Here is a 25,948-nt window from a genome sequence, read left to right as displayed (position 1 = left end):
GGGGAATGGGGCACCGCGCGATACCCCATTCCCCCTGCTATCCGACGTTTCTCAGTACTTGATCCGTGCTTCCACGCCGACCGTGCGCGGGTTGACCACGGTCTGGCGGTAGTAGCGCACGGCGACACCGTCGTTGACGCCGATGCGCGAACGGTCCTGACCCACAGAGACGACTGCGTACTTGTCGAAGATGTTGTTCGCGAAGAGGCTGACGGTGTACTTGTCCGTCTCGTAGGACAAGGTCGCGCGATGCAGGACGTAGCTGGGGATCTTGTCCCCGTAGCCGCGGTCCCAGCCAATGCGCGAGACGACGTTGCCGCGGTAGGTCGCCGTCCAGTTGGCGCTGATGCTGCCTTCGCCCATCGGGACGGTGTAAGTCGCACCCAGGCTGCCCGCGTTCTTGGCCGAGCCGGGAAGCCGGTCGCCCGAAAGCGCGTCGAGCTGCGTGAATTTCGGCCGCCCGTCGTAGTCGTTCGGTGTCGTGCGGATGGTGATGATCCCCGGCACGTCCTCGGTCAGCTTCGCATCGGTGTAGGAATAGCTGCCCTGGATCGCCAGCTGCGGCACCGGCTTGAACTGGAACGAGGTTTCGAAGCCCTGCGACTTGGCCGAACCGCCATTGACGGTGATTCCGGTCACGCCGTAGTACGTGGCGGAGTCGACCTGGATGCCGTCCCACTTGATGTGGAAGACATCGAAGTTGAAGGACAGCTTACGGTCGAACAGTTGCATGCGCACGCCGATTTCCGCATTGCGCGTCTTGTCGGGTCCGTACTGGACTTCGTTCGGCAGGGCGCAGGCATTCTGCTGGTTGGCCGGAACCGGATCGGGGCATGGCGCCACGCGGTTCGGGCCGCCGATGCGATAGCCCTTGCTGTACGTGCCGTAGACCATGAAGTCAGGCGTGAAGTTGTACGAGGTGTTGAGCTTCCACACCCAGCCGTCCTTCTTGGCCTTGCCGCCGGCGGGATCGACATCGTAGGGGCTGAGCGGGTCGCCCAGCAGAGGCAGCACCAGCGCGCCCTGCACGTCGGAACTGTACTTAAAGTAGCGAGCGCCGCCGGTGATCTGCCATTCCGGCGTGATCTTGAAGGTGCCTTCGCCGAAGACTGCCTTTTCGGTCACCTTCGACTTGGTGTAGCTGACATATTCGAGATCGTCGGGATTGCCGGTGACGCCGTAGAAGTCGGACAGGCCAGGCGTGTGCTCGGCATAGTCGTTATGGTACTTCTGCTGGTTGTAGAAGCCGCCCAGAACCCAGTTGAACGGGCCGCCATGGCGTGAGACCAGTCGAATCTCCTGGTTGAACTGCTTGCGGCGGCCGTCGCTTTCGTTCCAGCTGGAGAAGGCGGGGAACAGTTCGTAGTCGTAGTCGAGATCCAGCAGCAGGTCGGTGTTGTCGGTCTGGCTGCGGGTGCGCACGTTGGTATAGGCGGTGGTGGAGACGAGATCGACGATATCGGCGATGTTCGCGTTGATCTCCATGCTGGCGAGGTGGGCGCGGCGGTTGACCGGCTCCTCGTAGCGGGCGGCGTTCTGGTACTTGCCGGTGCCCAGCACGCCGTTGCTGTTGGACTGGGCGCCGTCCGTGCGGGTGCGCTGGAAGGCGTAAGTGAAGATCGCCTTGAGGTCTTCGGTGGTCTGGATCAGCAACTGGTTGCGGGTGGTGAAGGTCCGCTCGAAGTTCAGGTCCTTGCTGCGGCGCAGATTGGCCGCGAACTCTTCACGGGTGACACCGTCCGTGCCGCCGGGCTGGGGTAGGGAAACGCCGGGCGTCTGCAGCAGCAGCGGATAGTCGATGAAGCCCGGATCGTAGTAATATCCGGTGGCCGAACGGAAGGCGACATGGTCGCGCACCAGCGGAATGTTGATCATCCCGTCCAGCTGGTAGCCGAAGTTGTCGGAGTGGCTCTTCGTGGTGAGGCGGCCGTGAACCTCGCCTTCGAATTCCTCCACGTTCGGGCGGTTGGGAATATAGCGAATGGCGCCGGCCAGCGTGCCAAGGCCGTAGAGCGTGCCTTGCGGGCCGAGCAGGGTTTCCACGCGCGCGATGTCGAGCAGCTTGAAATCGTAGAAGAGGGGCACTTCGCCCAGGTAGATGCCGAGGGAGTCGTCGTAGTTGGCACCGTTGGAATCGACATCCGAGGCGTTGAGGCCGCGCAGGACGATGGAGCCGGTCGAGCCCGGGCCGGTATCCGAGATCGTCAGGCCGGGGGTGAAGTCCGCCAGGTCGCGCACGTCGTCGATCCGCTGGCGCGAGAGTTCTTCGGCGCCGATTGCGGAGATGTTGATCGGCGTATCCATGATCGTCGTGGCGCGGCGCGTTCCGGTGACGACGATGGCGTCACCTTCCTGGATGGCCGCGGCGGGTGCGTCCTGGGCGTCCTGTGCCATGGCCTGCGTGGCACCGGCGGCGCCCGTGAAGAATGTTGCGGTCAGCAGCGCTGCCCTCAATTTCGCGCGATGTGTCATGTGCTTCCCTGTCCTTGGCTGAGGTTCCCCGGGCTCCGGCCTGCCTGCGCCGAAGGTCTCGGGTACCGCTTTTATTGGCATGACGGGCCGGCCATCTTCGTGGATGTCGCGCCTGCGCGTCTCTGGTTCCCGACATCGCCTTTCGGCGGGTCGAGGGTCTTCGTTTCAGTGCGGCGTTTCACTGCGGCCGGTTCGATCCCGGAGGATCAGCCGGTCGCCCGCACCGAATTGCCGCGCTTCGCTTCCGCTCGGCGCGCCTGGGCACGGTCGAGCAGGGGGCGGAAGGGGAAAACGAACTGTTCCCGGATCGACAGGCGACGGAGGTCGTCCTGTCCGACGACGCTGGCCTCACCCTCGCGGTAAGTGCCGAACAGGCGGTCCAGCAGGATCAGCGAATTGGCGTAGTTGCAGCGCGTGCTCTCGTAATCGGTCGAGTGATGCAGGCTGTGGTGCCGGATCGTCGTGAAGAAGAGCGAATAGAACTTCGGCGGATCCGCGCGCACATTGGCATGGGCGAACGTGGAGACCGCGCCCAGGATGTTCAGCCCGCAGAACACGGCGGCGGCCGACAGGTCGAACAGGGCCAGCACGCTCAGGCCGATCAGGAACAGTTCGATGGGGTTGCCGACGTAGCCCTTCGCGGCGTTGAGCTGGGTGATATGATGATGCGGTGCATGGGTCAGCCAGAAGGGCGTGAAATTGTGCATCAGGCGGTGCATCCAGTACTGCCCGAACTCGATCACCACGATCACCAGGGCAACCTGCACCAGGAAGGGCAAATGCGCGGCCCATTCGGTGGTGATGCCCAGCGACTGCTTCAGCGCCTTCAGCGGATCTTCCGCCAGATGGGTCGAAACCCAGGAAATGGCAGTCGCGCCCAGCACCACGTAGAACAGGTCGGTAAAGAACTCGCGCCGATTCATGCGCCAGCCGGCGTGGCGCTCGTTCACCCGTTCCAGCCCCAGCACGCTGAGCGTGATCAGGGAGGAGGTGACGATCAGCGTCCACGAGTTTTCGATCACCGCCTTGGGCGCGAAGGCCCAGAACGCCGCGATCACCACGAGATAGGCCGGCGGCACCAGGTTGAACAACCACTGCTTCGTGGTGTCTGCGGTCCGGTCGGCGTCGGCCGATCGCTCGTTGTCCGAGAGAACCGTGCAGGAGATTGGCAGTTGTTCCATCGAAAACCCCCCATCCAGGCCAGTGGACCAGCCTGCTGTTACAGATTCTCTCTCCCGGATTTTCATCGCTCTGCCTGGCGACTTGATACACGGTATGGATATTACGTTTCTCGTCAAGCGTATTAATGTCGGTTTGACTTGTTTTGGTACAGTCGGCCTGGAAACGCAGGATTAATGCCGTTTTTCGGCGGCGAGGTAACACTGGCGCATATCGCCGCAATCGTCGGAGCGGTGCTTCCGCTGCGAAATCGGGATGTCGATTCGCCGCGGTAGGTTCAATCGTAGCGATAGGGATTGCGGTCGATGGTGGTCGTCCCGCGCGTCTGGTTGCAGAGGAACACGGTGCCGGTAAAATAAATCCCGGGCTCGGTGATCTTCTGGGCATGGGCATAGGCCTCGCGCAATTGCTGCACGGTCATTTCCACGGGGGCCTCGTCCGGCTGGTAGGTCAGGCCATAGGGGTAGTCCTGCCCGTCCTTGCTGATCTCGACATGGCATCCCATGACGTGCGTGACCGGATGAGTGTCGCAGAAATCGATCAGGCGTTTCATGCTGTCGAACCAGGGCTGCCAGAAGCTGATGTAGCATCGGCCGCGATAGAACATGTCGCCGGTATAGAGGATCTGCGTGTAGCTGTCGTAGTACGTGAACTCGGACACGACATGGCCGGGCGAGCCCCAGATCAGGATCTCGCGGCCGCCGAGGTCCAGGGTCACGCGCTCTTCGGGGAACCGGGTCATGCCCCAGAAGCCGACCATTTCCTCGTGCGTAAGGCCCATGTACCGGGTGTTCGGCCGGTCCGCGAACTGGTTGGTCGCGGCGTAGTGGTCGGCGTGGAGGTGGCTGAACGCGACGAGCAGTTCCAGCGAGGCGGGATCGCGTCCGTTGCGGCGGCACCAGTCGTCGATGCACTGGTCCACCACGCCGCGCAGGTCCCAGTCGGTGCGAAGCTGCACGAAGCCTTCGTCCAGCAGGAGCACGCGGTCGTTGCCGAAGTAGAGCGGAGCGAACGGCGCCTCGTAGCTGTAGGCCTTGTTCTGCCGCAGGATGGCCGTATGCGGATTGTACCAATGGACCTGAACGGGCGGGTCGGTATTGTCCATGCAGGACGGCGAACCGCAGATCCAGCGCTTGGGGAAACTGCCGGCGGCAGGAAGGTCGCTCGTGAAATCGATGGGCGCCGGCCGCGCAGCGGCGGCCGCCGTGTCGGAGAGGGCGGCCAGGGACAGCCCCGTCAGCGGGACGGCGGCGACAGCGGCATTGCGCGAAAGGAAAGTGCGGCGATCCATGGAGAGGGTCCTTGGCGTCAGAAGGGGCGCGGCGGGTTGATGTCGGGCACGCCCTCGGGCCAGACCCTGGTCTTCTGGTCGGGGCTGACGCCGTTGAACAGGACGAAGTCCGGCCGGATCAGCATCATGTCCTTGCCCTGAATCTCGCGCGCGTGGGCGAGCGCCTCGTCGATCAGGTCCGGGGTCATTTCCAGCACCCGCTCATAGGGTTTGTAGGTCGCGAAGCGGGGATAGTATTTGCCCGGCACGAACATCATCTCGACGTGGCCGCCCAGCAGCCACTTGACCGGCTGTTGCCGCACGAAGTCGCGCAGCCGCTCCAGCGAGGCGACGAAATCGCGGTCGTTGCCGATGTTGATCTTGCCGGGGAACAGCAGGTCGCCGGTGAACAGGAAATCGCAGTAGGGGTCGTGGAAACTGACCCCGTCCCGGTGCGTGCCCGGCGTCGGGATGACGCCGATGACGCGGCCGCCCAGATCGATCCGGCCCGATCCGGAAGGCCAGCTTGCGTCGAGACCGTAGAAACGCTTCATGAGGGCAAGCGGCTTGGGCACGATCGTCGTGTCCGGCCGCCCTGCGAACTGGACCAGTCCCTGGTTCTGTGCGGCATCCTCTCCCGAGGTGAGCGCAACCGTCAAGGGCACGGACTTGCGTCCGCGGGCCTGGCACCAGCGGGCAAGGATGGCATCCACCGTCTCGCGCAAGGGATAGGCCTGCGCGTTCGCGGTGGCGCCGGTATCGATCAGCAGCGCGCCGGCATTGCCGAACAGGAGGTAAGTGAACGGCGCTTCCCAATGGACGCAGACGTTCTGTCGCAGCACGAACGTATCCTCGTTGTACTGCACCACCTGCACGCGCGGATCGCGGTTCCGGGCCGCGACGTTGGAGCCGTAAGTCCAGCGAAATGCCAGATTGCCCGGTGCCGGACCGTCGCAGGCGTAGTCATGGACCACGGCCGTCTTGCGGTGCAGCGGCACTGCGCTGTCGGTATGGCGCACACCGGGCGGGTTGTAGCCCAGCGCCGGGTTGCCGTTGGGATAGGTCCGCGCGGTGGCGGACTGCGGATTGCCCGACAAAGCGGAATTATAGGCTGGATTTTGCGCCACGGAGTTCCCCGATATGTCCGCACGAAGTCCGTCACGTTATCGATATTACCAAGCTCTGCAATGGTAATATTTGCGGGCTATCCCCGTAACACGGCGGGGTTTCGGGCGCGGACCCTCTGGGCATGAAGCGCGGCACGCTCTTGACACCCGTCCCCCAACCGGCCCAGCGTCGATCGCAAAGGATCGTTCCACTCTCCGGTTTTCGGGACGAAGCCGCAGATGCAAGGATTATGACGATGGCCCAAGGGGATGCAGCGTGAAGACCGACGCCGCCAGTCTGGCCCGGCTCAGCATGAGCCTTCCCGCCGACCTGTTCCGCCAGCTCGATGCGATGGTCGAGGAACGCGGACTGCCCTCTCGCTCGCAGCTCATCGCCGAGCTGATCCGTCACGCCCTGGCCGAACATGAAGCGCTGACCCGGCCGGAAGAGATGCTGGCGGGCACGATCACCCTGGTCTACCGGGGCGACAAGGGCCGGGTGCGGCATCAACTGGCGCAGAGCCAGGCGGAGTACCTGAAGGAGGTCATCTCCTCGCAGCATGTGTTCCTGGAGGATGACCAGTCGCTCGAAGTGTTGCTGGTGCAAGGTCCCGCCGCGCGGCTGAAGGATCTCTGCGATGCCCTGCGCGCCATTCGCGGCGTGCATCAACTCCAGCTCGTCACCACGACGGCGCTGCTTCCGCCGCTGCATGAGCAGGACGAGCTGGCGGGGACGGCGGACCGCGCCGCACGCAAGCGGCAATCCGAGGACGAAGTGGCGGCCTGATCTCTCGGGGCGGGAGCGGGGCACGGATCGCGCGTTCCCGCGCACATGCTCCTGAGGCCGCAGCAACCGCTCCCTGTGCCGCGCCGTTACGCGCGGCAGCTGGCGCAAGTATTACAAAACACGCGCAGCGTAATAATTTTCGATGGACAACCTTTCGAATCGCAGCAATGTTGCACTGCGAAAGGGGACCGACTCATGATCGTACCGATCCGTCGCATTGCCAAGGCCACGTTGATGGCGGGCGTGCTTCTCACTGCAGCCTGCTCGCAAGGCCCGAGCGAGGCGCCCAAGCGCACCGAGTTCAATATCGGATGGTCGATTTACGCGGGCTGGATGCCCTGGCCCTATGCCCAGCAGGCGGGCATCGTGAAGAAGTGGGCGGACAAGTACGGCATCAAGATCAACGTCGTGCAAGTGAACGACTACGTTGAATCGGTGAACCAGTACACGGCCGGCAAGCTGGACGGCGTGACCGTCGCCAACATGGACGCGCTGACGATCCCGGCCGCTGGCGGCAAGGACACCAGCGCGATCATCGTCGGTGACTATTCCAACGGCAACGACGGCGTGCTGATGAAAGGCATTTCGAATGCCGGAGGGGGCGATCTGAAGGCGATCAAGGGCCAGACGGTCAATCTGGTCGAGCTTTCGGTTTCGCACTACCTCCTGGCGCGCGGCCTGAACTCGGTGGGCCTGGCGCTGAAGGACGTGAAGACGGTCAATACCGGCGATGCCGATATCGTCGGTGCTTTCGCCAGCCCCGACGTCAAGGTCGCGGTCGCCTGGAATCCTCAGCTCAACGCCATGAAGGCCCAGCCGGGCGCGAAGCTGGTGTTCAGCTCCGCCGACATTCCCGGAGAGATCCTCGACCTGCTCTGCGTGGATACGGCCACGCTCAAGGCCAATCCCAACCTGGGCAAGGCGCTGGCGGGCATCTGGTACGAGACGACGGCGCTGATGATCCGCCAGGATGCCGAAGGCAAGGCCGCCCGCGCGGCCATGGCGAAGCTGGCGGGGGCCACCCCGGAATCCTTCGACTCCCAGCTCGGCACCACGCATCTCTACGCCGATCCCAAGTCCGCCGTGGCCGCAACGGATGCTCCGGCGCTGATCACGACGATGACGCGGGTGCGGGACTTCAGCTTCTCCAAGGGGCTGTTCAAGGGATCCAACTCGGCCGACGCCGTCGGCATGTCCTTCCCGGGCGGCAAGACGCTGGGCGACGCGCAGCACGTCACGCTGCGTTTCGACGACAGCTTCATGAAGATGGCGGCCGACGGAAAGCTCTAGTTCGGCAGGCGGGGTTCGATTGCGGCAGTTTCGCAGTCGACCCGCCACGACGCCAACATCTCGCAAAGTGAGACAACGACAATGCGCTGGGTGAATCGTCACGTCGGGCGAGGGGGGCGGCTGTTCCTGGGAGCCACGCCGATCCTGCTGCTCGTGCTGGTCTATATCGTCATGGCCGCCAGCCGGCATGCGGTAAACCCGGCCGACAAGATCCTGCCGCTGCCGGGGGCCATGGCCGAAAGCATGTCGGCGCTGCTGTTCCAGCCCGACCAGCTCACCGGACAACTGGTGTTCTGGGCGGATACCCTCGCCAGCCTGCAGCGCCTGGGCATCGGCCTTGGCATCTCGACGCTGATGGCGCTGATGGTGGGTCTGGCGCTGGGGGTGCTGCCGCCGGTACGCGCTACCTTCGGGCCGCTGGTGACCGGCATCGCCGTCATTCCGCCAATCGCTTTGCTGCCGATCCTGTTCATCGCGCTGGGGCTGGGCGAGACGGCCAAAGTCGCGCTGATCGTGGTGGGCATCGCCCCGGTCATGATCCGCGACATCACGGCCCATGTCGCCGCCCTGCCGACCGAGCAGATCATCAAGGCGCAGACCCTGGGCGCGAGCAGTTGGCAGGTGATGATCCGGGTGGCGATGCCGCAGGCGATGCCGCGGCTGCTACAGGCGATGCGCCTGGCGCTCGGGCCGGCCTGGGTCTTCCTGATTTCCGCCGAGGCGATCGCCTCCGACGTCGGCCTCGGCTACCGCATTTTCCTCGTTCGCCGCTATCTCTCGATGGATGTGATCCTGCCTTACGTCGCCTGGATCGCCCTGCTGGCGATCCTGATCGACGTGGCGCTGACGTTCCTCAGCCGGCGACTGTTCCCCTGGGCCCATGGAGCAAGCCATTGAGCACTCTGCTGCGCTTCTGCGATGTCTGGGTCGAATACGGCGACCGCATCATCATCGAGAAACTCAACCTCGACATCGAGGAAGGATCCTTCGTTTCCATCGTCGGTCCCTCGGGGGCGGGCAAGAGCAGCTTCCTGCGGCTGATCCTGGGACAGGAAGGACCGAGCCAGGGCAAGATCCTGATGGACGGAACGCCGCTCACGCCCGAATGCGGCCCCGACCGCGGCGTGGTGTTCCAGCGCTATTCGGTGTTCCCGCACCTGACGGCGCTCCGCAACACGACCCTGGGCCTGGAGTGCGAGAAGGCGCCCCTGCTCGGACGCCTGTTCGGCGGCGCCCGGCGCGCAGCGGAGGAGGAAGCGACGGCGATGCTGACCGCCGTGGGCCTGGGGCATAGCCTTGACCTCTATCCGGCGCACCTTTCGGGCGGCATGCAGCAGCGTCTGGCGATCGCGCAGGCCTTGGTGAAAAGGCCGCGCATCCTGCTCCTGGACGAGCCCTTCGGCGCGCTCGATCCCGGCATCCGTGCGGACATGCACGCGCTGATCCTGCGCCTATGGCGGGAATACTCGCTGACCATCGTGATGGTGACGCACGACATCCGCGAGGCCTTCACGCTGGGGACCCGCGTTCTGGCGCTCGACAAGCGTCGTCACGATCCCCACGCGCCCCACCGTTTCGGCGCCACCGTGGTCTACGACCTGCCGATGCGCGAGCGTGCCGAGCCGGCACCCGAACAGCTCGAAAATATTACTATTGACGTAATTGGTAATAATTGAAAAGAGAGTGGGCATGGGCTCCGAATCCGCAAGCCTGGCGCGGCTCAGCATGAGCCTCCCGGCAGATCTCTTCAGACAGCTGGACATGATGGTGGCCGAACGCGCGCTGCCGTCGCGCTCCCAGCTCATCGCCGAGCTGATCCGCCACGCGCTTGCGGAGCACGGCTCGCTCATGCGCCCGGACGAGATGCTCGCGGGCACGATTACCCTGGTCTATCGGGGCGAGCGGGGCCGGGTGCGGCACCTGCTTTCCCAGACGCAGGCCAGTTACCTGAAGGAAGTGATCTCTTCCCAGCACGTCGTTCTGGAAGACGATCAGTCGCTTGAAGTTCTTCTCGTGCAGGGACCGGCCGTTCGGCTGAAGGAACTGTGCGACGCCATTCGCCGGGTGCGCGGGGTGCAGCAGCTTGAGCTGGTCACCACCACCGCCCTCCTGCCGCCGCTCTACGACCAGCACGGCAATGCATTCAGACAGACCGGAGCGCATTCATGACCCAGACCCTGGCCGATCCGCTCGCCGCGCGGGACCATGCCCGCGCCATGGCAGGGACGATCGTGGAGAGCATGCCCGTGCTCCCGCCCGTTGCCCAAGACTTGCCCGAGGGCGTGGACGGCGCTGACCTCGTGTGGGAGGAAACCATCGCGGCAGGCGGCTATGCCACGCGCCGGCTCTCGCGCGGATCGCGCCTGCGGCTGATCGACCTTGCCGGCGACGCCTGCGCCTCGCTGCTGGTGTTCAATGCGGAAATGCCGACCGAGCGCCTGAACGTCGCCGATACCGTCAAGGTTCAGTGGAATGCCTATCTGGGCGCGGGCAAGCTGCTGCTGTCCGACATGGGGCGCGTGCTCATGAGCATCCTCGAAGACGAGGCCGGTACCCACGACACCTTCTGCGGCACCTCGAACGCGGCCACCAATGCGGCGAAGTACGGCGATGGCCGCAACAGCGGCGACTATCCCAACGGCCGTGACCGCTTCCTGCTGGGCGCTGCCAAGCATGGCCTCGGCCGCCGCGACGTGCATCCCTGCATCACCCTGTTCAAGGGCGCGCGGATCGAGGCGGACGGCGGGATCACGCCCGATGTCGGCCCCTTCGCGCCAGGTCGCAGCCTGGTCCTGCGCGCCGAGATGGACGTGATCGTGGTGATCGCCAACGTGCCTCACGTCCTCGATCCGCGGCCGAACTGGAGCGTCACGCCGCTGCGCGCCTCGGCATGGCGCGGCGCGGTGACGGGCGAGGACGATCCGCTGCGCACCGCCAGCCCCGAAGGCCTGCGCGCCTTCCGGAATGTCGAAGACTATTTCCGTCGTTGAAAGGACAGGTTGCATGACCGCCGACCCCCATCTCGCCGGCCTTTCGGGCGCCGTGATCCACGACGTGACCGTCCCCGCCCGCGCGCCCTGGCTGCACCATGTCCAGGCCGGGCAGACGCTGCGCATCGTCGACCTTGAAGGCAACCAGGCCGTCGACTTCCTGCTCTATGCCGCCGCCGACGATGCCGAGCGCTACAGCGCGCAGGACACCGTGGCCGCGCAGGGCAATCTCTTCCTGCGCGAGGGTACCCGCCTGCTTTCCAACGAGGGCAACGCGCTGATGACCATCGCCGCCACCTCGGTGGAGTACCACGACACCATCGGCGGGGCCTGTTCCTGCGAATCCAACACACTGCGCTACGGCCACCACACCAAGGCCGAGCATGCCTGTGTCGAGAATTTCCTGGAAGCCAACCTCACCGAAGGCCGGGGCAAGCGGGACATCGTCTCCAATATCAACTTCTTCATGAACGTACCGGTAGAGCCGGACGGGTCGCTGGGCATCGTCGACGGAATATCCGCGCCGGGCCTGACCGTTGACCTGCGCGCGGAAATGGACGTGATCGTGGTCGTGTCCAACTGCCCGCAGGTCAACAACCCCTGCAACGGCTTCAATCCTACGCCCGTTCGCATGATCGTCGCCGCATGAGCTTCGATACGGTCCTGATCGCCAACCGGGGCGCGATCGCCACCCGCATCATCCGCACCCTGCGCGGCATGGGCCTTCGTTCTGTCGCCGTCTACTCGGAAGCGGACGAGGGTTCCAGCCACGTCACCATGGCGGACGAGGCCGTCTGCATCGGCGGGGCCAAGCCCTCGGAAAGCTACCTGAACATCCCGGCAATCCTCGACGCCGCCCGGCGGACCGGGGCAGGGGCGATCCATCCGGGCTACGGCTTCCTGGCGGAGAAGGTGGAATTCGCCGAGGCCTGCGCGGCGGCGGGGATCGTGTTCATCGGCCCGACCACGCAGAACATCCGCACTTTCGGCCTCAAGCACAGCGCCCGCGCGCTGGCGGCGGCACACGAAGTGCCGCTGGCACCGGGCACCGGCCTGCTGACGGGCGAGGAAGAGGCCGTGGAGGCCGCTGCGCAGATCGGCTACCCGGTCATGCTCAAGGCCACGGCCGGGGGCGGCGGCATCGGCATGCGCGTCTGCGAGGACGAAGCGGCCCTGCGCGAGGCTTTCGACGCGGTCGCGCGGCAGGGCCTCAGCAATTTCGGCGATGCCAGCGTCTTCCTGGAACGCTACATCCGCCGCGCGCGCCACATCGAGGTCCAGCTCTTCGGGGACGGGCAGGGGCGCGTCATGGCACTGGGCGAACGCGACTGCTCGTTGCAGCGCCGCAACCAGAAAGTGGTCGAGGAAGCCCCGGCACCGCTGCTGCCCCAGCATGTTCGCGCCGAACTGATCGCCTCGGCCATCCGCCTGGGCGAAGCCGCGGCCTATCGCTCGGCTGGTACCGTGGAATATCTCTACGACGCCGACCGGGAGCAGTTCTTCTTCCTGGAGATGAACACCCGCCTCCAGGTGGAGCACGGCGTGACCGAGGCGGTCATGGGCATCGACCTGGTCGAGTGGATGGTGCGCGGCGCTGGCGGCGACTATGCCTTCCTCGACGCCGGCACACCGGTGCCGCAGGGCCATGCGGTGCAGATGCGGCTCTATGCCGAGGATCCTTCGCTGGACTATCGGCCCACTTCGGGCACGCTGACGTGTCTTGAGTTTCCCGACGACATCCGCACCGAGACCTGGTGCACGGCCGGAAGCACGGTCAGCGCCTGGTACGACCCGATGCTGGCCAAGCTGATCGTTCACGCGCCAAGCCGCGCCGAGGCGGTGGAAGCCGCGCAGCGGGCACTGGACGGCAGCCGCGCCGACGGCATAGAAACCAACTTGCGCTGGCTGCGCGAAGTGGTGCGCTCCGCGCCCTTCGTCAGCGGCGAAGTCTCGACCCGTGTGCTCGACACGATCACCTACCAGCCGCGCGCGTTCCGCGTGGTCAGCGGCGGCACCGCGACCACGGTGCAGGACTGGCCGGGCCGGCAGAAGTTCTGGGCCGTTGGCGTCCCCCCATCGGGGCCGATGGACGACCAGTCCTTCCGGCTCGGCAACCGGCTGCTCGGCAATCCCGAAGGCACTGCCGGGCTGGAAGCCACGGTCACCGGGCCGACCCTGTCCTTCGTCGCACCGGCCCGCATCTGCCTGACCGGCGCGGACTTCGGCGCCACGCTGGACGGCAAGCCGGTAGCGCGCGGCGTGCCGGTCGATGTCGCCGCGGGCCAGACGCTGGCGCTCGGCCGCGCCTCCACGGCGGGCCTGCGCGGATATATCCTCTTCGCCGGGGGTCTGGACATCGCGCCCTATCTGGGCAGCCGCAGCACGTTCGAGCTTGGCCAGTTCGGCGGCCATGCCGCGCGCCGCCTGCTGGCGGGCGACACCTTGCACCTGGGCAGCGACGATGTCGGCGCCGCGCTCCCTTCGGTGCCGCTGCCCGAGATCGGCAGCGAATGGACGCTGCGCGTGCTCTACGGCCCGCACGGCGCGCCGGACTTCTTCACGGGTGAGGACGTCGAAACCTTCCTCGCCGCCGAGTGGAAGGTCCACTACAACTCCAACCGCACCGGCGTGCGCCTGATCGGTCCGAAACCCCGCTGGGCGCGCACCGACGGCGGGGAGGCGGGGCTTCACCCCTCCAACATCCACGACAATCCCTACGCGATCGGCGCGGTGGACTTCACCGGCGACATGCCGATCATCCTCGGTCCGGACGGTCCCTCGCTCGGCGGGTTCGTCTGTCCCTTCGTCGTGATCGCGGCCGACCGCTGGAAGATCGGCCAGCTCGCGCCGGGCGACAAGCTGCGCTTCGCCCCCGTCACCATCGACGATGCGGCGGCGGCGGATGCGATGCAGCGCGACTTCGTGGCGACGGGCGCCGTGCCCGCCGCTTCCCCGGTGCGGCCGGTGGAGACGCTCTCCCCCATCCTCGGCGAAATTCCCGAGGGTCCGGGCCGTCCGCGCACCGTCTATCGCCAGCAGGGCGATCGCAACATCCTGGTCGAATACGGCCCGATCGTGCTCGACATCGAACTGCGCATCCGCGTCCATGCCCTGATGACGGAACTGGAGCGCCTGGCGCTTCCCGGCATCATCGACATCGTGCCGGGCATCCGCTCGCTCCAGCTCCATTTCGACGGTGCCGCGATGGACCAGCGCGCGGCACTCGCCACGCTGATCGCGGCGGAAGAGCGGCTGGGCGACCTGGAGGACTTCACGATCCCCTCGCGCGTCGTCCACCTGCCGCTGAGCTGGCGCGATCCGGCGACGATCGAGACCATCGAGAAGTACATGGCCACCGTGCGCGACGATGCGCCCTGGTGCCCGGACAACATCGAGTTCATCCGCCGCATCAACGGCATGCCCGACCAGGCCTCGGTGGAGAACCTGATCTTCGAGGCCAACTACCTCGTCATGGGGTTGGGGGACGTCTATCTGGGCGCACCCGTCGCCACGCCGGTCGATCCGCGCCACCGGCTGGTCACCACCAAGTACAATCCCGCCCGGACCTGGACGCCGCCCAACGTGGTGGGTATCGGCGGCGCCTACATGTGCATCTACGGCATGGAGGGGCCGGGCGGCTACCAGCTGTTCGGACGCACCACCCAGGTCTGGAACACCTACCGCCAGACCGATGCCTTCACCGAGGGCAAGCCCTGGCTGCTGCGCTTCTTCGACCAGATCCGCTTCTATCCCGTCAGCGCCGAGGAACTGGCCGAATGGCGCCGCGAGTTTCCTGCCGGGCGCCGGTCGATCACGATCGAGCCTTCCGAGTTCCGGCTGGCCGACTACCGCGCCTTCCTGGCGGACAATGCGGAAGGGATCGCCGAATTCGAGGCCCGCAGGCAGGCCGCCTTCGACGATGAGCGCGAGGACTGGCAGCGCCGGGGGGAATTCGACCAGGCGGAAGCGGCCGCCGAAGTGGAAGTCCCGGTGGAAGCCGCGATCGTCCCGCCCGACGGCGCGGACCTCGTGGAGGCGCCTTACGGCGGCAGCGTCACCCGGCTGCTCGTGGCAGCGGGCGACAGAGTTGAGGCAGGCGACAGGATCGCCGTGATCGAGGCGATGAAAATGGAATGTCCGGTCGAAAGCCCCGGCGCGGGAACGGTGGCGGCACTCTACATGCGCGAAGGGCAGTCGCTTCAGCCCGGCGCGCCGATGCTGGCCCTGAGGCGCAGCGCATGAGCGGGCCCGCCATCACCGCCCCGACCGCAGCCGCAACCGCAACCGCAGCTGGCCGTCTCGGGGTGCAGGACATCGCCGCCGCCGTTCGGGGCGGGGCGACCTCGGCGCTCGCCGTGGCGCAGGATGCCTTGGCGCGCATCGAGGCCTACGACGCAGTGCAGCCGCAGATCTGGATCAGCCGGGCCAGCCGTGAGGACGTCCTGGCTGCCGCCCGCGCCGTGGATGCCCGGGTGGCGGCCGGGGAAGACCTGCCGCTGGCGGGCGTCCCCTTCGCGGTGAAGGACAATATCGACGTTTCCGGGCTGGAGACGACGGCGGCCTGTCCCGCTTTCGCCTACGAGCCCGAAAGCGATGCCGATGCGGTCGCGCGCCTGCTGGCGGCCGGGGCGATCTGCCTGGGCAAGACCAACCTCGACCAGTTCGCCACCGGCCTCAATGGAACGCGCAGCCCTTACGGCATTCCGCGCAATGCCTCGAACCTGGCCTATGTCAGCGGCGGATCGAGTTCCGGTTCCTCGATCGCGGTGGCGGCGGGACTGGTCGCCTTCGCGCTCGGCACCGATACGGCCGGGTCCGGCCGCGTGCCGGCCGCCTTCAACCACCTGATCGGCTTCAAGCCCACCAAGGGCCGCTGGAGCACGCGCGGGCTGGTACCCGCCTGCCGTTCCATCGACTGCATCACGGTCTTCACCGACGGCACGGCCGATGCGCGGCTGGTGGACGGGGTGGTGGCAGGCTTCGACCCGGCCGATCCTTACTCCAGGCCACTGGCCGACCGCCCGCTCGCCCTGCGCCGCATCGGCGTTCCGCGGCGCGAGCAGCGCGTGTGGTTCGGCGACGGCGAATCCGAGTATCTCTACGACCAGGCCCTGACCCACCTCGCCGCGCTGGGCGAAATCGTCGAGATCGACCTCGCGCCCTTGCTGGAGGCGGCGCAACTCCTTTACGGCGGCCCCTGGGTTGCCGAGCGCACGGCGGCCATGGCCGGGATCCTGGCCTCCAACCCGCTCGCCGTGGACCCGACCGTCCGCGCGGTGGTGGAGCCGGGTGCGGCTATCGCCGCTACCGAGCTGTGGAACGGGATCTACCGCATGGCCGATCTCAAGCGCCATGCCGATCTCCTGTGGAACGAGCTGGACATGCTGGCCTTCCCCACCACCGGCACCACGTACCGCGTGGCCGAGATGCTGGCGGCGCCGGTGGCGCTCAACAGCAACCTCGGGCTCTACACCAATTTCGTGAACCTGCTGGACATGGCCGCACTGGCCGTGCCCGCCGGGATCCGCGCCAATGCCACCGGCTTCGGGATCACCCTGATCGGCCCTGCCGACAGCGACCGTGCCCTGTTCGATGCTGCCGATGCCTATCTTTCGGCCGCCGCGCTTCCGTCAACGCCACCACTCGATCTGGAGGGAAAGATGCAGACCGTTAAGCTCGCCGTCGTCGGCGCCCATCTCAAGGACATGCCGCTGCACTGGCAGCTCACCTCGCGCGATGCCGAATTCGTGGGGGCTTTCGAGACCGCGCCCAACTACCGGCTCTACGCCATGGCGGACAGCGTGCCGCCCAAGCCCGCGCTCGTCCACAGCGCGGATGGCGCACCGATCAAGGTCGAAGTCTACGAACTGGGTGTCGCCGAGTTCGGGAGCTTCGTCGTCGACGTTCCGGCGCCGCTGGCCATCGGCACGGTTACCCTGGCCGACGGCAGCAGCGTCAAGGGCTTCGTGGCCGAGCCCCGCGCCCTGGACGGCGCCGAGGACATCACCAGCCTGGGCGGCTGGCGCGCCTTCGTGGCACGCGCCGCCTGAGGGGCGGCTCGACACAAGCCGGTACGAGCAAACACCGGTACGAGAAACAGGGGGTTAGCATGCGCAAGTGGATTTCGATGGCGGCTCTGACCGGCGCTGCCATGGCCGGCGCCGCGGTGGCAGGCATTGGCCAGGTCCATGCGGAGCAGGTCATCGCCGTGCCGGGCTTCGCGGACTTCCTGGCGGTGGACGGCAAGACGGTCTGGATCACCAACCGCACCAGAGTGGAGCAGTGGTCCCGCAAGGGCAAGCTCGCGGAAGTGCCGGTGAGCCGCGCCTGCGGGGCGATGACGGTGGCTTATGGCTCGCTCTGGCTGGCGGACTGCCACGAACTGGCCGTGAAACGCATCGATATCCGTTCGGCCAAAGTGCTCGCCACGATCTCCACGGGCATCGCCAATCCGCAGGGCGAGCTGAACGTCGTTGCCGGCGCCGGCTCGATCTGGGTGGCCAGCGATGACAAGGGCGTCGTCTCGCGCATCGATCCGGCGACCAACGAGGTCATTGCCTCGGTAAAGGTCGATCGCGGGACCTGGTACCTTGCGTTCGGCTTCGATGCGGTCTGGGCGGTCAGCGCGGCGGAGCGCTCGGTCCAGCGCATCGATCCGGCCACAAATACCGTCACCGGGCGCGCTCCGCTCGGTGCGGAACCGGGCTTCCTGATTGCGGGCGAGGGGGGGGTCTGGGTCCAGGAACAAGGCGATGGCACGCTGGCCCGCATCGATCCCCAGACCGTGACGGTTACCGGCCGCACGAAAGTCGGGGAGAACCTCAAGTGGGGCGATATCGACGCTGGCAGCGGCAGGATCTGGCTGCGCACCACCGACGACCAGGTGTTTGCGACCATCGATGCCGGGACCGGCGCCGTGGAATCGCGCTTTGGCAAGCCGGCCGGCAGCGGCGCGCTGCGCTTTACGCCGTCAGGCGTGTGGACGACGGCGCACGACGAGCATACGCTGACCTGGTGGCCGAAGTCGGAATTGAAGAAGAACAGATAGATAGCGTCGGGAGCGGCCGGACTGCGTTCGCTTCCGCTTCCGGTCGCCCGATCCGTCCGGTTCTGTTTGATCGCTGCGGTACCGGCGCCGATGGGACAGATGACGCATGAGCGAACCTACGCCGTTGACTGACAGGAAGTTCGCCAGCCGGGTGGACTGGAACCTGATGCGCACTTTCGTCGATATCGTGCGGGCAGGGGGAATCGGCGCGGCGGCGCGCCAGCTTGGCAAGCAGCAGCCCAGCGTCAGCGCGGCGCTCAAGCGGCTGGAAGACCATGTCGGCGCCACCTTGCTGCATCGCTCCGCCAATGGCGTGGAGATGACCGCCGCCGGCAAGGCGATGATGATCCTGTGCGAGGACATGCTCGAATCGGCGCGGATGATGCCGCACCAGGTGGCCCAGGCCACCAGGCGGGTCGAGGGGGTGGTGCGGATCCAGATCGTGTCCGCCATCGTCTCTCCCGAATTCGACGAAGCGATCGCGAGCTTCCACCGGCGCAATCCGGACATCCGCATCGAAATCCGCGTCTCCGCCTGGCGGCAGGTGCTGGAGGCGCTGGAGGCGGGCGAGGTGGAAGTGGGCATCGGCTATGACAACAGCGTGCGCGGCAGCCTGGTCTACGAGCCGCTGTTCGTCGAACGCCAGCAACTCTACTGCGCCCGCAATCATCCGCTGTTCGGTTACCGCATCACTCAGCCGCGCGAACTGGAGCACGAGGCTTTCGTGCTCATGGGCAGTGACGAGATCGAGGTCATCACGCATCTGCGCCGCCGTTACCGGCTGGGCACGCGGGTGACCGGCCTGGCCGACGACATGAACGAGGCGCGGCGACTGATCCTGTGCGGCGTGGGCATGGGTTTCCTGCCCATGCCCGCCGTGCGCGCGGAAGTGGAGCGGGGCGCGCTCTGGCCGCTGCTCCATGCTGATATCGAACCGGCTTACGACATCTTCCTGCTCGCCCGCTCCGAGCCGGAACGCGACACGGCGACCCAGCTGTTCATCGACGAAGTGTTTCGCCGTCTGCGCGCCCAGCCTCGATCATAGATCCGATCTATGGGCGGCATCGGGATTTTACCCCTGCCGTGATGACCTCCGGCACTGCAGTCTTTTCACCAGACACAAGGTGAAGGCGGTAGATGAGCGTCAGGAACGATCTTCCCAGCAAGCACTCCCGGCAGGCAGGCCCGCTGCGCATCGCCGCTTCGGCGGTCCTGCGGTTCCTTCGCGAAGGCATGGAGGCGCGGGCCGGGGCGATCCGGGGCGCTGCGGGCGGTAACGCGCAGCGCCGGACCAGCCGATGAGGCGGCGTGCTTCCCATCGCGCCGTAGAGGTTCGGGCCGCGGGGCGCAGGCCTCTCGGCGGACTGGCTCTCGGGGTTCTGGCTCCCGGGGTTCTGGCGGCCGCCATGACTTGCGCGCCTTCGGCCCAGGCTGCCCAGCACCCCGGAGCGAAACTGGTTTCCTGCGCGGATGCGGACTGCCTGCTCGTCTCGGGCGCACGCAGCGATCCGCAGGCGCAAGTCCTGATCAACGGGCATCCGGTAGAGACGGAAGGCCGGCGCTCGTGGAAAGTGCTGCTTCCGGTCGAGACGGTGCGGGCCTGGTCGGCGCCCGGTGCGCGGAACATTGCCGTCACCACCCTCGGGGCGGAGAGCGACAGCAGGGATACCCGGCAGGTTAAACTGCCGATCGGAATGCTTGGAAGTATTACTGAACTAGCAGTGCTAGTAATACGCTGAACAAAAATTGACGGTTGGAGTGAATAAATGAGCTGATCGATTGTCATTTCTTTGATCGGGCGCTATGAGTGCGGTGGTCGCCACCGTGTGACTCCTTGTGTCTGCTTGGGAGAAGATGATGAAGATTGGCGTTCTTGCGCTGGCGTCGCTGGCTTTTGCCACGTCGGCCACTGCAGCTACCGGCGAAAATCCGTTCGCGAAGGACCAGACGGTTCTCGAAATCAAGGGTCTCGATCTCGCCACGGCAGACGGGCAGCAGCGCCTCGCCATTCGCATGGACAAGGCCGCGCGCACGGTATGCGGTGAAAAGATGGCCAGCGTTCACCTCGCCGCCGAGCGCAAGGCTCAGGACTGCCGCGCCGCCGTCGTGGCCGACATTCGCAGCCAGATCGAAACCCGCCGCGCGGATGCATCGACTGCGCCTGCCGCCAAGCTGGCCCTGGCCGACTGACGCTATCCGGTTTGACCTGAGTGCCTGGCCGGCCCCGCGGGCTGGCCATTGGCACTGCAGGTATACGCCGCGGCATTCAGATGCCTTGGCGGTGAATGCCCCAGCCGATCGGGCAATGCCCCAGCCGATCGGGAGCAGCGTGTTCCGCCGCCCCTCCGGCTATCAATCCCTGTGCCGCGCATCATGGATGGCGCGAAATCCTTTCAGGCAGGCCTCGCCCGAGGGGATGAAGCGGGATTCCAGCCCGATCGACGCCAGCGCGGCCGCGTAGAGACGCGACAGCGGGCCGTTGCCGATCAAGGGGATCTGTGCCTTGCCGAAGTCCGCGCTGACATCCAGCGCGTCCGCCAGCTCCGAGCCGATCAGCAGTCCGCGCAAGTAGGACGCGCTCTCGCTGCGCTGCAGGTCGCCGCGAACCACTTTTGCGCGCACGCCGAAAAGTTGGGTGGCAAGACCGCGGCTCCGCGACTTTCCGGCCGCAACGCCCGCGTGGAACGCATCGCCTTCCACCGCCTCGCCCTCGACGACCGAGGCGAGCAGGCCCTGGAGCGTGAGGCGGTCGAAGATTTCCCCCGACATGGCGGTGAAGAAGTCCGCGATGCGGCCGTCCTCGATCCGCACCCACTTGGTATGAGTGCCGGGCAGGGCCGCGATCCCCTGCGCCTGCCCCATGGCGAGAAGTCCCAGAAGCTCCACTTCCTCGCCGCGCATCACGTCGGGCGCGTCGTCGAAGGCCCGGCGACAGGCAATGCCGGGAACGATCCGCAGCGGCGTGCCGCCGATCTCGACCGGCACGCAGGCGGAGGCGACTTCGCCCAGTCCGGCAGGTGCCAGCGCGTAAGGGGCCTCGGCCCAGCCGATGTTCGATCCGATCATCCCGGACGCATAGATCGGCCCATGGTCCGGCCAGCGCGCCACCAGCCCGGCCACGGCCTCCGCCATGCCGTCACGGTCGAGCGCGGCGACGCCGGTGGGCGCGGCATATTCGTCGATCGCGGAACCATCCGGCGCGATGCGATAGGCGCGGAAGTTGGTGCTTCCCCAGTTTATGCCGACGATATCGGCTTCGGATTCGGTCTTAGCGGCGTGTGACACCGGCGCCTCCATCGATGGGGTGTATGGCGCCGGTGATCCATCCGGCGCGGTCTGAGGCCAGGAACAGGGCCAGTTCGGCCACGTCCTCGGCCATGCCCAGCCGCCCGAGCGGGTGGCGCAGAACATTGTCTTCGCGCGCCCGGATCGGGTCCGTCTGGCTTTCGAACGAACTGCGCAGGAGCGGGGTGTCGATCGAGGCCGGGGCAATGGCGTTGACGCGGATGCCTTCGGGCGCAAGCTCCAGCGCGACTGTGCGCGTCAGGCTTTCGAGTGCGGCCTTGGATGCGGCATATGCGGCAAGGCTGGGCGTGGCGAAGCGCGCGTTGATCGAGGAAAGCAGGAGCACCGATCCCTTGCGCCGGTCGCGCATGCCGGGAACGACACCGCGCAGCAGCCGCACGGCGCCGATGACGTTGACGTCGTAGATATCGGCATAAGCGGCAGGATCGGTATCCAGGGCGCCGCCCGGAACCGATGCCGCAGCCGCGTGAACGAGGATATCCGCCCGGCCGAGCTGCTCCTCCATGCGCTGCACGGCCGCTGCCACGGCCGCATTGGAGCGCAAGTCCGCCAGCAGCGGCAGGTCGGCCTCTTTCGCGGGTTGCAGGTCCATCCCCGCAACCCTGGCTCCGGCAGCGCGGAACCGCCGGGCAATCGCCGCGCCGATCCCGCTGGCCGCGCCGGTGACGAGCGCTACCCGGCCGTTCAGTTCGCTTTCTTCCACTCGGCTTCCCTTTCGGCCGTTCGCGTCCGTCAGAACTTCATGCTGACGCTGGCCTTGTACATACGCCCGAAGAACAGGTTGGTGCGCAAGGCGTCCTGCGTGCCGTCATACGTGCGCTGGTGCTCGTTGAGGATGTTGTTGGCCTCCAAATTGAGCGAGACGCTGGGCGTGATGTCGTACCGGAACGTCGCCGAAAGGTCGGTGTAATTGTCGTTGTAGATGCCGGTTCCGGCAGCCGAGAGGCTGACGAGGTAGGCATCGCGCCAGTTGTAGGCGACGCGCAGGCTGACCGGCCCCTTCTCGTAATAGCCCACGAGATTGACGTTGTTCTTGGAAAGTCCCGGGAAGGCCAGGGTGCGGCCCACCACGTCGCGGATCGGTGTGGTGGAGTCGATGTAGGAGTACGTCGCCATCAGGCCGAAGCCGTCGAACGGATCCGGCAGGAAGTAGAACGGCAACTGCACCAGTGCCTCCAGTCCCTTCACTTTGGCGCCGTCGCCGTTGACGCGGCGGTTGATGAGGTAGTTCACGCCGCCGTAGACTTCCGCGCTCTGTTCCGAGACGATGAAGGTCGAGACGTCCTTGTAGAACAGACCCAGCGAGGCCATCGCCTGGCGGCCGAAGTAGTATTCCAGCGATCCGTCGAACTGGTAGGCCTTGTAGGGATCGAGATCCGGCGCGCCGCCGTTGCCGGTGCCGGGCGTGATCTGCACCCCGTCCACGAAGACCGCCGTGTTGAACAGGGTCAGGCCGTTGTTGAGGTCCGCGGTATTGGGGAAGGCCAGGACTTTGGCTGCGCCCAGGCGCAGCACCAGCCCGTCGGCGATGTCGGCCTTCACGGTTGCGGAAGGCAGCCATTCGTTGTCGCTGCGGCGGAAACTGGTGGGCGTGGCCGCGCCGGTGCTGCTGATCAGATTGCCGATCGAGGTCAGCCCCCGATGCAGATAGCGCAGGCCGATGTTGCCGCTCAGGCTGAACCCGCCCTGGGTGGCGAATTCCAGCTTGCCGTAGCCTTCGTAGAAGTTCTCCTTGATCTCGTAAGTTCCGGCCTGCGACGTCGTCGTGGCGGTCGGGTTGAGGCAGGCGGCGGCCTGGGAGACTTGCGGGAAGTCCGTCCAGCTGCTGCATCCGCCCGTGATGAGGTCGGTGGCGACGAGATAGGATCGCGGCAGGCCGGCGAAGTCGCCGCTGGCGAAGTCCGGATTGGAACGCAGGCGGACGTAATCGCCCAGCTGGGTTGCCGGGATGCCGCCGGCCGGGCGAATGTCCGCCAGCGAAGGGTTGGCGCGGGTGTCGAGCCGCTGGTAGCGCGCGCCGACGCGCAGCTTGTCGAGGAAGCCGTCGCCCAGCTTGAAGTCCCAGTCGTTGCGCAGCGCCGTGGCCTCGGTGCGGGCGCGGTAGAGGTTGTCGAACAGGATCGTGAAGCGAAGCTGGGCAGGATCGGTCAGGTCGATGCCGTTGATCGAATAGGCGCCCAGGTCGCCGCTGGAGAGATCGAAGTCGATCGTCGGCGTGATCCCGGCGACCGGCTGCAGGCGCAAGTAGTTCTGGTCGTAGCTGGAGGTGGAGCGGTTGTACGAAACTTCGGCGCTGGTGTGGATCGTGTCCGTCACCTCGAAGTCGCCGTGCAGCGCGGTAGACCAGGTATCGGCCTTGGTCTTGGCATATTCGGTGTTGGTCAGGACCGGCGCGGTGGACCGGCCGGAGATCAGCACGTTGTCCGGCGAATACGTCGCATTGGTGAGGCCCACCAACGGGTTGAACGAGAGCCAGTAGCGTTCGCGGTCGGAAACCAGCTTGGAATAGAAGCTGTCCAGCGTCAGTTCGATGCCCGGCGAGGGGCGCCACTGGATCACGCCGTCGAGGCCGAACTTGCTGCGCGTCTCGTCGATTTCCTCGGGCCGCGCATCGGAAAGCCCGAAGTGCGTGGCGCCGGCTGCATCGGTGAAGCGGGTATAGCCTGCAAACGTGTCGAGGCCCTGCTGCGAAAGGCGGCGGCGGCCGTAGGAGGCGGAGACGAGGACGCCCAGCATGTCGTCCGCGAACTTGTGCGAGGCCAGGCCGAACATCTCGTAGCTCGGCTTTTCGGTGAGGTCGTCGTAGCTGATGCCGCCGCGGGCGGCGATCTGGTTCGGCCCGTCCAGCGGCATGCGGGTCTCGATATCGACGATACCGCCCAGCGCGCCGGCGATCTCGTCCGAGCCGGCCAGCTTGGTGACTTGCAGGCGGGAGATAAGTTCGGAAGGCACCAGCGCGAGCAGGCCGTAAGTGGAGCTGCCCAGCTGGTCCAGCCCGGTGCCGCCGCGGCCGGTGGCGTCGAATATCTCGCGGCCGTTGAACAGATAGACGTTCTGGCGCAGGCCGCGCACGGAAATGTTGGAGCCTTCGCCGATGCCCCGGTCCACCTGGACGCCGGAGACGCGGGCCAGCGATTCCGCCACGTTGCGGTCGGGCAGCTTGCCGATGTCGTCGGCCACGATGGCATCGACGAACTGCATGGAATCGCGCTTGAGATCGCGCGCTGCGCCCAGGCTCTGGCGAATGCCGGTAACGATGATTTCCTGCGCAGCCTCGTCGGAAATCGGCGGATTGGAACCGGTGGCCGGTGCGGCGGCTTCACCGCTCGTTTGCGCCTGCGCGAATGCCGGTGTGCAGCAGGCTGCCGAAACCAGCGCGCTCGACGCCAGCAGGCTGCGAATCACATGCTCCTTCATCGTTCACCCCTCCATTTTCTTCGTTGTCGGCAGGTTTTCGGTCGTGTCACCGCCCTGTCTCTGTAATCGCTAATAAAGCAACATTACTAGTCGTGCAAGCGCATTGACATCTATAAATGAGTGGGTGTACCGCACATATAGCAACAGAAACATCGGGAGGGTTATGTGATCGAACTGAAGGGGGTCCTGCCGATCCTGCCGACGATCTTCACGGAAAGCGGCGCCATCGACGAGGCCGGCACGCGCCGCGTGCTCGACTATATCGTCGAAGCCGGTGCGCAGGGCGTGGTCTTCCCCGGCCTTGCCAGCGAATACGACATGCTGGACCGTGACGAACGCCTGCACCTGACAGCGCGGATCGGCGAATGGCTGGATGGCCGCATTCCCTTCGTGGTGGGGGGCAGCACCGAAAATACGGACGAGGTGATCGCTTATGCCGAAGCCGGCGCCCGGGCCGGCGCGCAGGCGGCCATGATCCTGACGCCCAAGGCCTATGCTGCCGATTTCGAAGGGATGAAGCGCTTCTTCGAGGCGGCCCATGCGGGTTCGGGAATTGCGATCATGGTGCAGAACGCGCCGCCGCCAATGGGGATAGGCATGCCGCTGGAGCAAGTCGCGCAACTGGCGCACGAGGTTCCGGGCATCCGCTATGTCAAGGAAGAGGCCGCGCCTTCGGGGCAGCGCATCACCTGCCTCAGCGAACTGGCGGGCGGCTCGCTCGACGCCGTGTTCGGCGGTGCCGGTGCGCGCTACGTGATCGACGAACTCGTGCGCGGCGCGCGGGGGACGATGCCCGCCTGCGAAGTCACCGAACTCCACGTTCGCATGCTGGCCGCGTTCGACGAAGGGCGCGAGCAGGACGCGCGCGATCTGTTCGAGCGGACCTTGCCCCTGCTCAGCATGCAGGCGAATTTCCGCTGGCGTCTGACAAAGGCGGTACTCCAGCGCCGTGGCCTGATCGACAGCACTTACGTTCGCGCGCCCGGCCCGGAACTCGATCGCTACGACCGCCGGGAACTCGATGCCTTGCTGGCGCGCCTTGGCGATCTGCTGCCGCCCGGCATGGTGCAAGGAGCAGCGTGA

General features: G+C 66.1%; 22 protein-coding genes. 15 read left to right on the top strand and 7 right to left on the bottom strand.

Annotation, left to right across the window (positions count from 1 at the left end; all coding sequences use genetic code 11):
- Positions 1-51 precede the first annotated feature (51 nt).
- The 4 genes from AC1VV3_RS19155 to AC1VV3_RS19140 form a co-directional block, all read right to left on the bottom strand.
- The gene (locus tag AC1VV3_RS19155; protein WP_132266080.1) at positions 52-2,472 is read right to left on the bottom strand and encodes a TonB-dependent receptor; all 2,421 of its coding nucleotides are present in this window, start codon (positions 2,470-2,472) and stop codon (positions 52-54) included.
- Between the two features lie 206 nt (positions 2,473-2,678).
- Positions 2,679-3,653 (bottom strand): sterol desaturase family protein, encoded by a 975-nt coding sequence (locus tag AC1VV3_RS19150; RefSeq protein ID WP_482962152.1) that lies wholly within the window; start codon positions 3,651-3,653, stop codon positions 2,679-2,681.
- A 275-nt stretch (positions 3,654-3,928) separates the two neighbouring features.
- Positions 3,929-4,942 carry an MBL fold metallo-hydrolase gene (locus AC1VV3_RS19145; protein WP_482962151.1) on the bottom strand — a complete coding sequence of 338 codons (1,014 nt, stop codon included), beginning with the start codon at positions 4,940-4,942 and terminating at the stop codon, positions 3,929-3,931.
- A 17-nt stretch (positions 4,943-4,959) separates the two neighbouring features.
- Complete coding sequence (locus AC1VV3_RS19140; RefSeq protein WP_482962150.1) at positions 4,960-6,048, bottom strand: MBL fold metallo-hydrolase; 1,089 nt, start codon at positions 6,046-6,048, stop codon at positions 4,960-4,962.
- 292 nt (positions 6,049-6,340) lie between these two features.
- On the opposite strand from AC1VV3_RS19140, the gene AC1VV3_RS19135 reads away from it, so the two are divergent.
- From AC1VV3_RS19135 to AC1VV3_RS19070, 14 genes are all read left to right on the top strand, one after another.
- Positions 6,341-6,814 (top strand): CopG family ribbon-helix-helix protein, encoded by a 474-nt coding sequence (locus AC1VV3_RS19135; RefSeq protein ID WP_132266307.1) that lies wholly within the window; start codon positions 6,341-6,343, stop codon positions 6,812-6,814.
- A gap of 195 nt (positions 6,815-7,009) precedes the next feature.
- Entirely contained in the window at positions 7,010-8,104 is a 1,095-nt protein-coding gene (locus AC1VV3_RS19130) for a putative urea ABC transporter substrate-binding protein (protein ID WP_132266073.1), read from the top strand.
- Between the two features lie 81 nt (positions 8,105-8,185).
- A complete protein-coding gene (locus AC1VV3_RS19125) occupies positions 8,186-9,001 on the top strand; it encodes an ABC transporter permease (RefSeq protein WP_482962149.1) in 816 nt (271 codons plus the stop codon).
- Positions 8,998-9,780: an ATP-binding cassette domain-containing protein gene (locus AC1VV3_RS19120; RefSeq protein ID WP_314466664.1), complete on the top strand. Its 783-nt coding sequence runs from the start codon at positions 8,998-9,000 to the stop codon at positions 9,778-9,780. The genes AC1VV3_RS19125 and AC1VV3_RS19120 overlap by 4 nt, the downstream gene beginning before the upstream one ends.
- A gap of 13 nt (positions 9,781-9,793) precedes the next feature.
- A complete protein-coding gene (locus tag AC1VV3_RS19115) occupies positions 9,794-10,273 on the top strand; it encodes a CopG family ribbon-helix-helix protein (RefSeq protein ID WP_132266068.1) in 480 nt (159 codons plus the stop codon).
- Positions 10,270-11,094 (top strand): urea amidolyase associated protein UAAP1, encoded by an 825-nt coding sequence (locus AC1VV3_RS19110; protein ID WP_482962148.1) that lies wholly within the window; start codon positions 10,270-10,272, stop codon positions 11,092-11,094. The genes AC1VV3_RS19115 and AC1VV3_RS19110 overlap by 4 nt, the downstream gene beginning before the upstream one ends.
- 13 nt (positions 11,095-11,107) lie before the next feature.
- Positions 11,108-11,743 (top strand): urea amidolyase associated protein UAAP2, encoded by a 636-nt coding sequence (locus tag AC1VV3_RS19105; protein WP_482962147.1) that lies wholly within the window; start codon positions 11,108-11,110, stop codon positions 11,741-11,743.
- A complete protein-coding gene (gene uca, locus AC1VV3_RS19100) occupies positions 11,740-15,336 on the top strand; it encodes an urea carboxylase (RefSeq protein WP_482962146.1) in 3,597 nt (1,198 codons plus the stop codon). The genes AC1VV3_RS19105 and uca overlap by 4 nt, the downstream gene beginning before the upstream one ends.
- Positions 15,333-17,144, top strand: coding sequence for an allophanate hydrolase (gene atzF / locus AC1VV3_RS19095; RefSeq protein ID WP_482962145.1), 1,812 nt, complete (start codon positions 15,333-15,335; stop codon positions 17,142-17,144). The genes uca and atzF overlap by 4 nt, the downstream gene beginning before the upstream one ends.
- Positions 17,145-17,203: 59 nt before the next feature.
- Positions 17,204-18,142 (top strand): Vgb family protein, encoded by a 939-nt coding sequence (locus tag AC1VV3_RS19090; RefSeq protein ID WP_482962144.1) that lies wholly within the window; start codon positions 17,204-17,206, stop codon positions 18,140-18,142.
- A gap of 106 nt (positions 18,143-18,248) precedes the next feature.
- On the top strand, positions 18,249-19,187 hold the full coding sequence (locus AC1VV3_RS19085) for a LysR family transcriptional regulator (RefSeq protein WP_132266057.1): 939 nt from the start codon (positions 18,249-18,251) through the stop codon (positions 19,185-19,187).
- A gap of 92 nt (positions 19,188-19,279) precedes the next feature.
- Complete coding sequence (locus AC1VV3_RS19080; protein ID WP_166675341.1) at positions 19,280-19,444, top strand: hypothetical protein; 165 nt, start codon at positions 19,280-19,282, stop codon at positions 19,442-19,444.
- A 104-nt stretch (positions 19,445-19,548) separates the two neighbouring features.
- A complete protein-coding gene (locus AC1VV3_RS19075) occupies positions 19,549-19,881 on the top strand; it encodes a hypothetical protein (RefSeq protein WP_482962143.1) in 333 nt (110 codons plus the stop codon).
- 118 nt (positions 19,882-19,999) lie between these two features.
- The gene (locus tag AC1VV3_RS19070) at positions 20,000-20,332 is read left to right on the top strand and encodes a UrcA family protein (RefSeq protein WP_482962142.1); all 333 of its coding nucleotides are present in this window, start codon (positions 20,000-20,002) and stop codon (positions 20,330-20,332) included.
- Positions 20,333-20,494: 162 nt separating this feature from the next.
- Here the strand turns inward: AC1VV3_RS19070 and AC1VV3_RS19065 are convergent, their stop codons facing one another.
- Genes AC1VV3_RS19065 through AC1VV3_RS19055 form a run of 3 tightly spaced genes read right to left on the bottom strand, consistent with a single transcriptional unit; the run spans position 20,495 to position 24,865 of the window.
- Positions 20,495-21,427 (bottom strand): 2-dehydro-3-deoxygalactonokinase, encoded by a 933-nt coding sequence (locus AC1VV3_RS19065; protein WP_482962141.1) that lies wholly within the window; start codon positions 21,425-21,427, stop codon positions 20,495-20,497.
- Positions 21,411-22,151, bottom strand: coding sequence for an SDR family NAD(P)-dependent oxidoreductase (locus tag AC1VV3_RS19060; protein ID WP_482962140.1), 741 nt, complete (start codon positions 22,149-22,151; stop codon positions 21,411-21,413). The genes AC1VV3_RS19065 and AC1VV3_RS19060 overlap by 17 nt, the downstream gene beginning before the upstream one ends.
- 29 nt (positions 22,152-22,180) lie before the next feature.
- Positions 22,181-24,865, bottom strand: coding sequence for a TonB-dependent receptor (locus tag AC1VV3_RS19055; protein ID WP_482962139.1), 2,685 nt, complete (start codon positions 24,863-24,865; stop codon positions 22,181-22,183).
- A gap of 165 nt (positions 24,866-25,030) precedes the next feature.
- Between AC1VV3_RS19055 and AC1VV3_RS19050 the strand changes: the two genes are divergently transcribed.
- A complete protein-coding gene (locus tag AC1VV3_RS19050) occupies positions 25,031-25,948 on the top strand; it encodes a dihydrodipicolinate synthase family protein (protein WP_482962138.1) in 918 nt (305 codons plus the stop codon).

It is taken from the genome of Novosphingobium sp. BL-S-34, assembly GCF_056857015.1.
Note: the sequence above shows the minus strand (reverse complement) of the source record. Positions and strands in the feature narration are given on the sequence as shown.

Excerpts from the sequence above, each read along its gene's own strand:
- uca (WP_482962146.1), top strand. The coding sequence starts at position 11,740 with ATGAGCTTCGATACGGTCCTGATCGCCAACCGGGGCGCGATCGCCACC.
- atzF (WP_482962145.1), top strand. The coding sequence starts at position 15,333 with ATGAGCGGGCCCGCCATCACCGCCCCGACCGCAGCCGCAACCGCAACC.
- AC1VV3_RS19090 (WP_482962144.1), top strand. The coding sequence starts at position 17,204 with ATGCGCAAGTGGATTTCGATGGCGGCTCTGACCGGCGCTGCCATGGCC.
- AC1VV3_RS19085 (WP_132266057.1), top strand. The coding sequence starts at position 18,249 with ATGAGCGAACCTACGCCGTTGACTGACAGGAAGTTCGCCAGCCGGGTG.
- AC1VV3_RS19145 (WP_482962151.1), bottom strand. The coding sequence starts at position 4,942 with ATGGATCGCCGCACTTTCCTTTCGCGCAATGCCGCTGTCGCCGCCGTC.
- AC1VV3_RS19110 (WP_482962148.1), top strand. The coding sequence starts at position 10,270 with ATGACCCAGACCCTGGCCGATCCGCTCGCCGCGCGGGACCATGCCCGC.
- AC1VV3_RS19055 (WP_482962139.1), bottom strand. The coding sequence starts at position 24,865 with ATGAAGGAGCATGTGATTCGCAGCCTGCTGGCGTCGAGCGCGCTGGTT.
- AC1VV3_RS19105 (WP_482962147.1), top strand. The coding sequence starts at position 11,108 with ATGACCGCCGACCCCCATCTCGCCGGCCTTTCGGGCGCCGTGATCCAC.
- AC1VV3_RS19135 (WP_132266307.1), top strand. The coding sequence starts at position 6,341 with ATGAGCCTTCCCGCCGACCTGTTCCGCCAGCTCGATGCGATGGTCGAG.
- AC1VV3_RS19130 (WP_132266073.1), top strand. The coding sequence starts at position 7,010 with ATGATCGTACCGATCCGTCGCATTGCCAAGGCCACGTTGATGGCGGGC.
- AC1VV3_RS19115 (WP_132266068.1), top strand. The coding sequence starts at position 9,794 with ATGGGCTCCGAATCCGCAAGCCTGGCGCGGCTCAGCATGAGCCTCCCG.
- AC1VV3_RS19070 (WP_482962142.1), top strand. The coding sequence starts at position 20,000 with ATGAAGATTGGCGTTCTTGCGCTGGCGTCGCTGGCTTTTGCCACGTCG.
- AC1VV3_RS19125 (WP_482962149.1), top strand. The coding sequence starts at position 8,186 with ATGCGCTGGGTGAATCGTCACGTCGGGCGAGGGGGGCGGCTGTTCCTG.
- AC1VV3_RS19150 (WP_482962152.1), bottom strand. The coding sequence starts at position 3,653 with ATGGAACAACTGCCAATCTCCTGCACGGTTCTCTCGGACAACGAGCGA.
- AC1VV3_RS19155 (WP_132266080.1), bottom strand. The coding sequence starts at position 2,472 with ATGACACATCGCGCGAAATTGAGGGCAGCGCTGCTGACCGCAACATTC.
- AC1VV3_RS19080 (WP_166675341.1), top strand. The coding sequence starts at position 19,280 with ATGAGCGTCAGGAACGATCTTCCCAGCAAGCACTCCCGGCAGGCAGGC.
- AC1VV3_RS19075 (WP_482962143.1), top strand. The coding sequence starts at position 19,549 with ATGACTTGCGCGCCTTCGGCCCAGGCTGCCCAGCACCCCGGAGCGAAA.